We start from the raw sequence: 12,049 nt of genomic DNA on the forward strand, positions 1-12,049 counted from the left end.
CTCAGAAGGTGGAGGTTAAGAAAGCTATCTAGTTTGCCGAGGTTGGCGAGCCATGGCTATGCCGGCTTTTCATAACACCCGAGCAGCTTAGGTTTTACAGGGGCAGAATATTTGTTATCAAGGTTAATAGTTAATTGACATAACTATATTTGCGGTTTAATTTCGAATCATCTTCCAACCCAGAACAAGAGCGTACCGTCATGAGTAATTACGAAGGCCGTTGGACCACCGTCAAGGTTGAAATCGAGGAAGGCATTGCCTGGGTCATTCTCAATCGCCCGGAAAAACGCAACGCCATGAGCCCGACCCTGAACCGCGAAATGATCGACGTTCTGGAAACCCTGGAGCAGGACCCTGCCGCTGGCGTGCTGGTCTTGACCGGTGCCGGCGAAGCCTGGACCGCCGGCATGGACCTCAAGGAATACTTTCGCGAGGTGGATGCCGGCCCGGAAATCCTCCAGGAGAAAATCCGCCGCGAAGCCTCGCAATGGCAATGGAAACTGCTGCGCATGTACGCCAAGCCGACCATCGCCATGGTCAATGGCTGGTGCTTCGGCGGCGGCTTCAGCCCCTTGGTGGCGTGCGACCTGGCGATCTGTGCCGACGAAGCGACCTTCGGTCTCTCGGAAATCAACTGGGGCATCCCACCGGGCAACCTGGTGAGCAAGGCCATGGCCGACACCGTAGGCCATCGCCAATCGCTGTATTACATCATGACCGGCAAGACCTTCGGCGGGCAGAAGGCCGCCGAGATGGGCCTGGTCAACGAAAGCGTGCCGCTGGCCCAACTGCGCGAAGTGACGATTGAATTGGCGCGCAACCTGCTGGAGAAAAACCCGGTGGTGCTACGGGCGGCCAAGCATGGCTTCAAGCGTTGCCGCGAACTGACCTGGGAGCAGAACGAGGATTACCTCTACGCCAAGCTCGATCAGTCGCGTTTGCTCGACACCGAAGGCGGCCGCGAGCAGGGCATGAAGCAGTTCCTCGACGACAAGAGCATCAAACCCGGCCTGCAGACGTACAAGCGCTGAGGCTTGCCGGCGAATAGCGGGCCGCATCCCGCTGTTCGCGGCCTCACGCTGGCGCTACTGTGACATCGCTTGAATGCATTCCCCATAAAGACAATAAAGAGGAATCACCATGCTGGACGTGCCCCTGTTGATCGGCGGCCAGTCGTGCCCCGCCCGTGACGGTCGAACCTTTGAGCGTCGCAACCCGGTGACCGGTGAAGTGGTTTCGCGGGTTGCCGCCGCGACCCTGGAAGATGCCGACGCCGCCGTGGCGGCGGCCCAGGCGGCTTTCCCCGGCTGGGCCGCACTGGCGCCCAATGAACGCCGTACCCGCTTGCTCAACGCTGCCGAGCAATTGCAGGCGCGCAGCGCCGAATTCATCGCCGCCGCCGGCGAAACCGGCGCCATGGCCAACTGGTATGGCTTCAACGTGCGCCTGGCGGCCAACATGCTGCGTGAAGCGGCGTCGATGACCACCCAGATCACCGGTGAAGTGATCCCCTCCGATGTCCCCGGCAGTTTCGCCATGGCCCTGCGTCAGCCTTGCGGTGTGGTGCTGGGTATCGCGCCGTGGAATGCCCCGGTCATCCTCGCCACACGCGCCATCGCCATGCCGCTGGCCTGCGGTAATACCGTGGTGCTCAAGGCCTCGGAGCTGAGCCCGGCGGTGCATCGCCTGATTGGCCAGGTGTTGCAGGATGCCGGCCTGGGCGACGGTGTAGTCAACGTCATCAGCAATGCCCCGGCCGATGCCGCCGCGATTGTCGAACGGCTGATCGCCAACCCGGCCGTGCGCCGGGTCAACTTCACCGGCTCGACGCATGTCGGACGGATTGTCGGCGAACTCTCGGCGCGTCACCTCAAGCCGGCCTTGCTCGAGTTGGGCGGCAAGGCGCCGTTGCTGGTGCTCGACGACGCCGATCTGGATGCGGCGGTTGCCGCAGCGGCGTTTGGGGCCTATTTCAACCAGGGCCAGATTTGCATGTCCACCGAACGCCTGATTGTCGATGCCAAGGTCGCCGATGCGTTTATCGCCAAGCTGACCGCCAAGGTCGCCAGCCTGCGCGCGGGTGACCCCGCGGCGGCGGATTCGGTCTTGGGTTCGCTGGTGGACGCCAGTGCCGGCACACGCATCAAGGCGCTGATCGACGATGCCCTTGCCAAGGGCGCCCGGCTGGTCGCGGGCGGCCAGTTGGAGGGCAGCATCTTGCAGCCGACCCTGATCGATGGCGTCACCGAGCACATGCGCTTGTACCGCGAAGAATCCTTCGGCCCGGTGGCGGTGTTGCTGCGCGGTGACGGTGATGAAGCACTGCTGCGCCTGGCCAACGACTCCGAGTTCGGCCTGTCGGCGGCGATCTTCAGTCGCGACACCGGGCGTGCGCTGGCGTTGGCGCAGCGGGTGGAATCGGGCATTTGCCACATCAACGGCCCGACCGTGCATGACGAGGCGCAGATGCCCTTTGGCGGGGTCAAGTCCAGCGGTTACGGCAGCTTTGGCGGCAAGGCGTCGATTGAACACTTCACGCAATTGCGCTGGGTGACCTTGCAGAACGGGCCGCGGCATTACCCGATCTGAGTCGGCGGCGCCGCTTCGCGTTGGCCATACCTAACAATAACAAGGCGGCAGCCTCAGGCTGCCCAGCCGCGCCACGAGCCGCCCCCAACCGGGTGCCCGTAGACGTGCCTTGATGGAGGAGAACCCTGTGAGTTCCGAATTCAGACCGCAACCCCAGCCCGAGCCGCGTGCGCCGCGCTACCGCGCGGTGTCCATCGGCCATGCGCCGGTGGAGGTCACTGAAGAACAGGGCGTGTTGCATATGCGTTCCCTGGAGCCATTGGCCGAGTTGCCGGCGCGCTTGCTCGATCGTCTGGTGCATTGGGCTCGGGTACGTCCCGAGCAGACCTTTATTGCCGCGCGCCAGGCCGATGGTGACTGGCGTCGCGTCAGCTACGCGCAGATGCTCGAGAGTGTGCGGGCGATTGCCCAGGCCCTGCTGAGTTACGGCCTGTCGGCAGACAAGCCGCTGGCGTTGCTGTCGGGCAACGACATCGAGCATTTACAGGTGGCCCTCGGCGCCATGTACGCCGGTATCCCTTATTGCCCGGTGTCGCCGGCGTATTCGTTGTTGTCCCAGGACTTCGCCAAGCTGCGGCATGTCTGCGACCTGCTGCAACCAGGGCTGGTGTTCGTCAGCGATGCAGCGGCCTACCAGCGTGCGATCGACGCGGTATTGCCGGCCGAGACGCCGCTGATCAGCGTGCGTGGCCACGTGCCCGGACGCGCCCAGGTCAGCTTCGCGAGCCTGCTGCAAACCCCAGGCGGCAGTGCGGCCGATCAGGCGTTCAATACCACCGGCCCCGACAGCATCGCCAAGTTTCTGTTCACCTCGGGCTCGACCAAGTTGCCCAAGGCGGTGATTACCACGCAACGCATGCTCTGCGCCAACCAGCAAATGCTGTTGCAGACATTTCCGGTGTTCGGTGAAGAGCCGCCGGTGTTGGTGGACTGGTTGCCGTGGAATCACACCTTCGGTGGCAGCCACAACGTCGGCATCGTGCTCTACAACGGTGGCACCTTTTACCTCGACGCTGGCAAGCCCACGGCCCAGGGGTTTGCCGAGACCCTGCGCAACCTCAAGGAGGTGTCGCCCACGGCCTATCTGACGGTGCCCAAGGGCTGGGAAGAATTGGTCAGCGCCCTGGAGCAGGACGCCGAGTTGCGCGAGTGCTTTTTTGCGCGGATGAAATTGTTTTTCTTCGCCGCCGCCGGCCTTTCGCAAAGTGTCTGGGACCGGCTCGACCGCGTGGCCGAGCAGCACTGCGCAGAACGCATCCGCATGATGGCCGGGCTGGGCATGACCGAAGCCGCGCCGTCCTGCACCTTCACCACCGGGCCGCTGTCCATGGCCGGGTATATCGGTTTGCCCGCGCCGGGCTGCGAGGTGCGCCTGGTGCCGGTGGACGGCAAGTTCGAAGGGCGCTTTCGCGGGCCGCACATCATGCCGGGGTACTGGCGGGCGCCCGAGCAAACCGCCGAGGTGTTCGATGAGCAGGGGTTCTACTGTTCGGGTGACGCGATCAAGCTCGCCGATCCGAATCAGCCGCAACTGGGGCTGATGTTCGACGGGCGCATTGCCGAGGATTTCAAACTGTCCTCCGGGGTGTTTGTCAGCGTCGGGCCGTTGCGCAATCGTGCGGTGCTGGAAGGCTCGCCCTATGTGCAGGACCTGGTGATTACCGCGCCGGACCGCGAATGCCTGGGCGCCCTGGTCTTCCCCAGGCTCTACGAATGCCGCCGGCTGGCGGGCTTGAACGCCGACGCGAGCGACGCCGAAGTACTCGCCAGCGCGCCGGTGCGCGAGTGGTTCGGCGACTGGTTGCAGCGCCTCAATCGCGACGCCACCGGCAATGCCAGCCGTTTGGAATGGATTGCCTTGCTCGACGAGCCGGCGTCTATTGACCGTGGTGAAATTACCGACAAGGGCTCGATCAACCAGCGTGCGGTACTGCAATGGCGCGCGGCCAAGGTCGAGGCGCTGTATCGCGGTGAAGATGTTGCGATCCTGCGCGCCGAGCCCAGGCCTTGAGCGGCGTCGGGCAGTATTCGGCGTTTGCCGACGTGGCGATTTACGCGGCGGTACGCACGCCGTGGGTCGACCTTGGTGGCGCCCTGGCCCAGGTGTCGCCCATCGACCTGGGAATCAAGGTCGGCCGTGAAGTCCTGGCCCGTGCCGGTGTCGACCCGCTGGCGGTGGACAGCGTACTGGCTGGGTCCATGGCCCAGGCCAGCTTCGATGCGTATTTGCTGCCGCGACATGTCGGCTTGTACAGCGGCGTGGCGCAATCGGTTCCGGCGCTGGGGGTGCAGCGCATCTGCGCCACGGGCTTCGAGCTGTTGCGCCAGGCCGCTGAGCAACTGCGCGACGAGGTGCAACTGGCCTTGTGCGTGGCCAGTGAGTCCATGTCACGCAACCCGATTGCGGCCTACACCCACCGGGATGGGTTTCGTCTGGGTGGCGAGGTGCAATTCAAGGATTTTCTCTGGGAAGCCCTTTACGACCCGGCCCCGGGACTGGACATGATCGCCACCGCCGACCACCTGGCGCGCCGCTATGGCCTGAGCCGCGAGGCCGTGGACCGTTACGCCTGCGAGAGCCATCAACGCGCATTGCAGGCGCAGCGTGACGGCGCTTGGGCTGAAGAGATCGTGACGGTCGATAACCAAGTGTTCGAGCTTGAGGGGTACCAGCCGCGAGGCATCAGCCTGGCGCGCCGGGCCGCTGCCGTCACCCAGGACAGCCACCCACGGCCCACCGACCTGGCGGCGCTGTCGCGCTTGCGCGCCGTGCATGCCAATGGGGTGCAAACCGCCGGCAACAGCTGCGCGGTGGTTGATGGCGCGGCGGCGGCTCTGGTCGGGCGCGCTTCGGCCTGCACGCGTCCGGCCCTGGCCCAACTGCTGGCCAGCGCGGTGGTCGGCGTGGCGCCGGAGTTCATGGGCATCGGCCCGGCACCGGCGATCCGTCTGCTGCTGCAGCGCAGCGGGTTGAGCCTGGATGAGATCGGCCGTTTCGAGATCAACGAAGCGCAGTCGGCCCAGGTATTGGCAGTGGCCCAGGAGCTGCAGCTCGACAGCGCTCGGCTCAACGTCCAGGGCGGTTCGCTGGCGGTGGGGCATCCACTGGCCGCCACCGGCCTGCGCTTGGTCATGACGCTGGCCCGGCAATTACGCCGGCACAACCTGCGCTACGGGATTGCCGCTGCGTGTGTCGGCGGTGGGCAAGGCATGGCGTTGTTGATCGAGAACCCGGCCTATCGCGGTTGAGCGTTCAACGGTGTAACTCCTTTTTATTCGATGAGGTTTGCCATGTGGAGCTATCAGGCGCCGCTGCGCGATATGCAATTTGTGCTTGAACATTGGCTGCAAGCCCCCGAGGTGTGGAGCCAATGTTCGGCGTTCGAGACGTTGGACATGTCACTCGCCGTGCAGGTGTTGGAGGAAGCGGCGCGCTTCAGTCAGCGGGTGCTGGCGCCCCTGAACGGCAGCGGTGATCGTCAAGGCTGTCGCTGGAACGCCGGCCAGGTCAGCACGCCGGACGGTTTCGCCGAGGCCTATCGCGCCTATGTCGACGGTGGCTGGCCGGCCTTGGCGTGCGCCGAAGGGCAGGGCGGCCAAGGGTTGCCGCAACTGCTCGACGCGGCGCTGCAAGAGATGCTCTACGCCAGCAACCACGCGTGGGCCATGTACACCGGGATCGCCCACGGTGCCTACCTCTGCCTCAAGACCCACGCCGCACCCTGGTTGCAGGCGCGCTACTTGCCCGAGATCGTCAGTGGGCATGCCTTACCCACCATGTGCCTGACCGAGCCCCAGGCCGGCAGCGATGTCGGGCTGCTGCGCTGTCGCGCGACCCCCGAGGGCGACGGCCGTTATCGCCTGCAGGGCAACAAACTGTTTATCTCCGGCGGCGAGCACGACCTCACGGCCAATATCCTGCACCTGGTGCTGGCGCGCCTGCCCGATGCGCCGCCGGGCAGTCGTGGCATTTCACTGTTCCTGGTGCCCAAGCTGCTGGACGATGGCCAGGCCAACGGTGTGCATTGCGACGGTATTGAACACAAGATGGGCATCAAGGGCAGCGCCACGTGCTCCCTGGTGTTCGACGCCGCCCAAGGCTGGCTGATCGGCGACGCCGACCGTGGCTTGGCGGCGATGTTCGTGATGATGAATTCGGCGCGCCTGCATGTCGGCCTGCAAGGCCTGGGGCATGTCGAGGCGGCTTGGCAGAACGCCCGCCAATACGCCGCCGAGCGCGTGCAAATGCGCGCGCCAGCAAGGCCGCAAGGGGTGCCTGCGCAAGCGGCTGACCCCATCCTTTATCACCCGGCCATGCGCCGCGTGTTGCTGGAGTTGCGCACAGCCAGCGAGGGGATGCGCGCCATCGGCTATTGGGCCGCGCATTTGCTCGATCAGGCCGAGCATGATCCCAACCCGCAGGCGCGGGAGCGCGCCGGCCAATTGGCGCAGTTGCTGACGCCGATCATCAAGGCGTTTTTCACCGAACAGGGGTTTCGTCAGGCGAGCAATGCGTTGCAGGTCTTCGGCGGTTACGGCTATGTCGCCGAGTTCGCCATCGAGCAAACGCTGCGCGACAGTCGCATCGCGATGATCTATGAGGGCAGCAACGAGATCCAGGCCAATGACCTGCTGCTGCGCAAGGTGCTGGGGGATGAGGGACGTGCCTTCGGCCTGCTGCTGGCAGTGCTGCGCGACGAGGCCGGGCAGGGCGGCCAATGCGCCGCGTGTGCAGGTTTCGCCCAGGCGCTGGACACCCTGTGTGACGCGCTGGCCAGTGTGGTCGAGGCCATCCGTGAACGGTCGCGGGAGGACAGCGAGTACCCCTATCGGGCCGCGCCGGACTTTCTCCAGTTATGTGGCGTGGCCCTGCTGGCCCTGGCATGGGCGCGGGCCGCACGGGTTTCCAGGGCATTGCCCGAAGACGATCCGTTGCGCGCCGCCAAGCTGCAAAGCGCCGGGTTCTTTTTCGATTACCTGCCATCCCGGTTGGCGCAGCACCTGGGCGCGATAGACGCGGCGCGCGCGGCGTTGGCGTTCGTCTGACGGGGGCGGATGCTTGCGGTACTACTTGCGGTACTACTTGCGGTACTACTAGCGGTACTATGGCGGCCCACGTTTTCTGGAAGTTGCCTGGATGAGTAAACCCGGCCAATTGGTGCTGGTTGCACTGCGCAAGATGATCGCCAGCGGCGAGTTGGCGGCGGGCGAGCGGCTGATGGAGATTCCCACTGCGCAACTGTTCGGTGTGTCACGCATGCCCGTGCGCATGGCGTTCCGCACCCTCGAGCAGGAAGGGCTGCTGGTGCCGTTTGGCGGGCGCGGGTATCAGGTGCGTTCGGTCAGCCCGGACGACATTGCCGGCGCCGTCGAAGTGCGTGGCGTGCTCGAGGGCCTGGCTGCGCGTCAAACTGCCGAGCGCGGTTTGTCCGACGCGGCGCGTGCGACGCTTGAGCGCTGCCTGGTGGAAGGCGATCAACTGTTCGACAAGGGCTACGTGACCGAGGACGACCTTGAGGTCTATCACGACCTGAACATGCGCTTTCACCACGTCATCGTGGAAGGCAGCCACAACCCGGCGATCGCCGATGCGCTGGCACGCAATGATCACCTGCCGTTCGCGTCGGTGACCGCACTGGCGGTGGATCGCGAGGACATGGTCCGCGAATACCGGCGTTTCAACTATGCCCACATGCAACATCACTCGGTCTTCGATGCCCTGGTCAATCGCCAGGGCGCACGGGCCGAAGCGATCATGCGCGAGCACGCCAACGCGACCTTGCGTTATGCCGAGATCTTCGGTTCGGCGACCGCCAACGCGCGGATGAAGGTCATTTTGCCCACGGCGTGACGCCTTTCAGAGATCGAGCACCAGCAGCGGGGTTTTTGCGCGCGAGCAGCAGGGGGTGAACTGGTCGTTCTGCGTTTGCTCCTGCTCGGTGAGGAACAGGTCGCGATGCTCCGGGATGCCTTCCAGCACGCGGGTCAGGCAGGTTCCGCAAATTCCTTGTTCGCACGACACGGCAATCTCGATACCGTGGCTTTCCAGGACCTGGACCACGCTCCGGTCGGCCGGTATGTCGAAGACCTGGCCGCTGCTGGCGAGCTTCACCGAAAAACTCCCGTCGAGGCGGCTATCCACTGGCGCCGCCGCGAAGTATTCGCGATGCAGGCATGCCTCCTGCCAGCCCTGGGCCCGAGCGCTGTCGAGCACATGCTGCATGAAACCGCCGGGGCCGCAGACATACAGGTGGACGTTGGCGTCGGGCGCCGCCAGCACCTGGGCGGTGTTCATTGCCGTAGGGGGCTGCTCGTCGAAATGCAGGAACACGCGCTCGGCGAACGATGCGTCCTTGAGGCGTTGCACAAAGGCTGCGCGTTCACTGGCGCGGGCACAATAATGCAGTTCGAAATCGGCGCCGACATGGGCCAGGCGCTCGGCCATGCACAGGATCGGGGTGATGCCGATGCCGCCGGCGAACAGCAGGCTGCGTCGGGCTTCGTGCGCCAGCGGGAACAGGTTGCGCGGTTCGCTGATCTGCAGGCGGGCGCCGGGGTGTATGTGTTCGTGCAGGCAGCGGGAGCCGCCACGAGAGGCTGGATCCTTGAGCACGCCGATCAGATAGCGATGCTGTTCTTCAGGGTGATTGCACAGGGAATATTGGCGGATCAGCCCGTCCGGCAGATGCACGTCGATATGTGCGCCGGCGCTGAAGGCCGGCAGCGCTTGGCCATTGACGCTGGCCAATTCAAAGCTGCAAATGTCCTGGGCTTCGTTGTTTCGCGATACCACCACCACATCGATCATGTTCAGTCCTCGTAGAGTTATCGCGCTGTTCAGGCGCTGGTGGTGGCGATCAGTTGCGCTGCGAGGGCGCGTTCCTTGGCGATCAGCCGCTCGAGGATCTTGCGTGACTGCACGCCGCCGGCATCGATATTGAGCTTGAGCAGATTGCGCGTCGGGTGGGCCAGCAGGTTTTGTTGCTGGCGTTCAAGCATCTCCAGGTCTTCGCTGAAAATCTTGCCCTGGCCTTCGCGAATGCTCGCGGTCAGTGCCGGGTCATGAGGATTGAAGCTGCGCGCCATGCCCCAGAAGTACCAGATCGACGTCTCGGTTTGCGGGGTGATGAAGTCCACCACGATACTCGCGGCCTTGTGCTCGGGCGCGGCGTGGTAGCCGCCCTTGCCAGCGTGGGCCACGCCGACTTCGATCAGTACGTGGCTGGGCGGGGTGAAGCGGCAGATCTGCCAGCGGTCCACCGGCACGTCATCGGCGAGGTTATTGCCACGCAGGGCCATGCGCCAGAACGGCGGGGCCATGATGTTTTCCATGTGGCGGGCGGTGACGACTTCATCGCCTTCGACTGTGGTCACGGGGGGCGCTTCGTCGATTTCCTTCTGGCCGATGCTGGAGGCGTGGACGTAGGTTTCGTGGGTCAGGTCCATCAGGTTGTCGATCATCAGGCGGTAGTCGCACTGGATGTCAAACAGGCCGCCGCCATAGGCCCACTGGTCACTCTCGGCCCATTCCAAGTGGTGGATCAGCGCGGGGTCGGCCAGCGCCTGATCGCCGGGCCACACCCAGATGAAACCGTAGCGTTCCACTGCGGCGAAGGTCTTGTTGCAGGGAAAACCGCGCACCCGCTGCCCAGGCATTTCGACGGTCTTGCCGTCGCCACCCATGACCAGGCCGTGGTAGCCGCAGACCAGCTTGCCGTTTTCGACATAGCCCAACGAGAGCGGCGCGCCGCGATGCGGACAGAAGTCCTCGACAGCCACGACGGCGCCTTCCAGCCCGCGATAAAACACCATTTTTTCACCGCAGATCTGCCGACCCAGCGGCTTTTGCGCGACTTCATCGGGGGTGCAGGCGACATACCAGGTGTTCTTGGGGTACATGGTGACTCTCCGGGCGAGTGATTGTTCTTATTTAATGGATCCATTAAATGAAGCGCGTCACGTCGAGTCAACATGTGGTGTGGTTTTATCGAGATTTATTTGGGCGATTATCGATCATCTTTGTATTTTTGGATCCATTGATTGCGTCTTCGCAGAATGAGTAACCCGGCGCGAGGCCGGGTTTTCTGTGCGTTCGCAAGGCCTGTGTGACGGACGAGTTCGAACGATCCACCTAGCCCAGGTGGATCACGGGGCATTCACTCACCAGAGCTTCCAGGTGTAATCGACATTCACCCGTAGCTCATTGTCATCCCGATGGCTGGCCTGGGCGATGAAGTCATTGCGGTACCAGGCGTTGCGCACACGCAGATTCAGGCCTTTAAGGGGCGTGCCCTGAAGCACATAGTTCAGTTCGATGTCTTTTTCGCTTTCCTTCAGGTTGCTGCCGCCCAGCTTGGGTAGCTCAATGTTGTCGCCGCTGACGTAGCGCAGCATGCCATTGAGCCCGGGCAAGCCCAGCGCGACAAAGTTGTAGTCATAGCGCACCTGCCAACTGCGCTCCTTGGGGTTGAGGAACTCCGAGCTCAGCGTGCCTTCGGTGATGACCAAGGGCTCTGTGCCGAACAGGTAAGGCATGGCGGTCTTGCCGGTCAGTTGCATGTAGCCGGCGCCGAACCTGTGCGCGCCCAGGCTGTAAGTCAGCATCAGCGCGGCGTTGCGGTTGTCCACCGGGCCGGCCTTGGCCGCGCCGTTCTCGCCGGTGACGAACAGGCGAACGTCGCTTTTCAGGCTGCCGGGGCCCATCGGGCGATTGTCGACGAAGCCGTAGAAATCCTTGCGGTAAAGGTCAGCCAGTTCGGCGTGGTAGTACTTCAACGTCAGTTGCGGCGACCAGGCATAGTCGCCGCCGAGGAAAGTAAAACGGTCGGATTCGGCGGCGCCTTTGAAGCGGCCGTTGGGCGAGGCTACCGACATTTTCTGGTAGTTGGTGGAGTCGCGCAGGTTGATGCGATCGAGCCAGCCGACGTGCAGGGTCAGGTTGTCGATTTCCTGGGACTTAAGGTACGCGCCGCGAAAAGTCTGCGGTAGCAAGCGGGTAGGGCTGGCGAAGGCGATTGGCAAAAACGTGCTGATGGTACCCAGTTGCAACTCGCTCTTGGAGGCCCGGGCCTTGGCTGTCAGGCCCAGCTCCGAATATTCACTGGCCGGTTCACGGGTCTGGGGGTTGTACGATAGCAGGCCGGTCCCCGTGCGCGCGGGCGAGGAGTCCAGACGGACCCCCAGCAAACCCTGGGCGTCCAGACCGAAGCCGACAGGCCCTTCGGTATAACCCGAGCGCATGTTGAGAATGAAGCCCTGCGCCCACTCGCGGGCAGCCGCCTGCGGCGTGGCGTTCACGTAATTGCGATCGAAGTAATAGTTGCGTATCGCCAGATCGGCATGGCTGTCGTCGACAAAACCGGCGGCGCACGCCTGGCCTACGGAAAAAACGCAGGTGCAGGCGCTGACGCCCCGAAAGAAATTCCTGAGCATGGCAGTGTTCACTTTTATTGTTGTTGGA

Annotated in this window: 9 protein-coding genes; 6 read left to right on the plus strand and 3 right to left on the minus strand. The window is 63.8% G+C overall.

Features of this window, described 5'->3' with window-relative positions; all coding sequences use genetic code 11:
- The first annotated feature begins 200 nt into the window (after positions 1 to 200).
- The 6 genes from ACS5Q8_RS10565 (at position 201) to ACS5Q8_RS10590 (ending at position 8,440) form a co-directional block, all read left to right on the plus strand.
- Positions 201 to 1,031, plus strand: a complete 831-nt coding sequence (locus ACS5Q8_RS10565; protein ID WP_046483783.1) for a p-hydroxycinnamoyl CoA hydratase/lyase — start codon at positions 201 to 203, stop codon at positions 1,029 to 1,031.
- 109 nt (positions 1,032 to 1,140) lie between these two features.
- Positions 1,141 to 2,589 carry an aldehyde dehydrogenase gene (locus ACS5Q8_RS10570; protein WP_276197430.1) on the plus strand — a complete coding sequence of 483 codons (1,449 nt, stop codon included), beginning with the start codon at positions 1,141 to 1,143 and terminating at the stop codon, positions 2,587 to 2,589.
- 127 nt (positions 2,590 to 2,716) lie between these two features.
- Complete coding sequence (locus tag ACS5Q8_RS10575; RefSeq protein WP_465160144.1) at positions 2,717 to 4,600, plus strand: feruloyl-CoA synthase; 1,884 nt, start codon at positions 2,717 to 2,719, stop codon at positions 4,598 to 4,600.
- Positions 4,597 to 5,838, plus strand: a complete 1,242-nt coding sequence (locus ACS5Q8_RS10580; RefSeq protein WP_426101107.1) for a thiolase family protein — start codon at positions 4,597 to 4,599, stop codon at positions 5,836 to 5,838. The genes ACS5Q8_RS10575 and ACS5Q8_RS10580 overlap by 4 nt, the downstream gene beginning before the upstream one ends.
- 42 nt (positions 5,839 to 5,880) lie before the next feature.
- Positions 5,881 to 7,635 (plus strand): acyl-CoA dehydrogenase family protein, encoded by a 1,755-nt coding sequence (locus ACS5Q8_RS10585; RefSeq protein ID WP_465160145.1) that lies wholly within the window; start codon positions 5,881 to 5,883, stop codon positions 7,633 to 7,635.
- Between the two features lie 91 nt (positions 7,636 to 7,726).
- The gene (locus ACS5Q8_RS10590; protein ID WP_247406362.1) at positions 7,727 to 8,440 is read left to right on the plus strand and encodes a GntR family transcriptional regulator; all 714 of its coding nucleotides are present in this window, start codon (positions 7,727 to 7,729) and stop codon (positions 8,438 to 8,440) included.
- Between the two features lie 6 nt (positions 8,441 to 8,446).
- Here the strand turns inward: ACS5Q8_RS10590 and ACS5Q8_RS10595 are convergent, their stop codons facing one another.
- From ACS5Q8_RS10595 to ACS5Q8_RS10605, 3 genes are all read right to left on the minus strand, one after another.
- Positions 8,447 to 9,397: a PDR/VanB family oxidoreductase gene (locus ACS5Q8_RS10595; RefSeq protein WP_465160146.1), complete on the minus strand. Its 951-nt coding sequence runs from the start codon at positions 9,395 to 9,397 to the stop codon at positions 8,447 to 8,449.
- A 29-nt stretch (positions 9,398 to 9,426) separates the two neighbouring features.
- Complete coding sequence (locus tag ACS5Q8_RS10600; RefSeq protein WP_465160147.1) at positions 9,427 to 10,488, minus strand: Rieske 2Fe-2S domain-containing protein; 1,062 nt, start codon at positions 10,486 to 10,488, stop codon at positions 9,427 to 9,429.
- Positions 10,489 to 10,749: 261 nt separating this feature from the next.
- Positions 10,750 to 12,021, minus strand: a complete 1,272-nt coding sequence (locus tag ACS5Q8_RS10605; protein WP_465160148.1) for an OprD family porin — start codon at positions 12,019 to 12,021, stop codon at positions 10,750 to 10,752.
- Between the last annotated feature and the right edge of the window lie 28 nt (positions 12,022 to 12,049).

It is taken from the genome of Pseudomonas sp. PAMC25584, assembly GCF_058135675.1.

What these genes read in the sequence shown, in the direction of transcription:
- ACS5Q8_RS10565 (WP_046483783.1), top strand. Translation starts at nt 201, where the DNA reads ATGAGTAATTACGAAGGCCGTTGGACCACCGTCAAGGTTGAAATCGAG.
- ACS5Q8_RS10570 (WP_276197430.1), top strand. Translation starts at nt 1,141, where the DNA reads ATGCTGGACGTGCCCCTGTTGATCGGCGGCCAGTCGTGCCCCGCCCGT.
- ACS5Q8_RS10585 (WP_465160145.1), top strand. Translation starts at nt 5,881, where the DNA reads ATGTGGAGCTATCAGGCGCCGCTGCGCGATATGCAATTTGTGCTTGAA.
- ACS5Q8_RS10590 (WP_247406362.1), top strand. Translation starts at nt 7,727, where the DNA reads ATGAGTAAACCCGGCCAATTGGTGCTGGTTGCACTGCGCAAGATGATC.
- ACS5Q8_RS10595 (WP_465160146.1), bottom strand. Translation starts at nt 9,397, where the DNA reads ATGATCGATGTGGTGGTGGTATCGCGAAACAACGAAGCCCAGGACATT.
- ACS5Q8_RS10600 (WP_465160147.1), bottom strand. Translation starts at nt 10,488, where the DNA reads ATGTACCCCAAGAACACCTGGTATGTCGCCTGCACCCCCGATGAAGTC.
- ACS5Q8_RS10605 (WP_465160148.1), bottom strand. Translation starts at nt 12,021, where the DNA reads ATGCTCAGGAATTTCTTTCGGGGCGTCAGCGCCTGCACCTGCGTTTTT.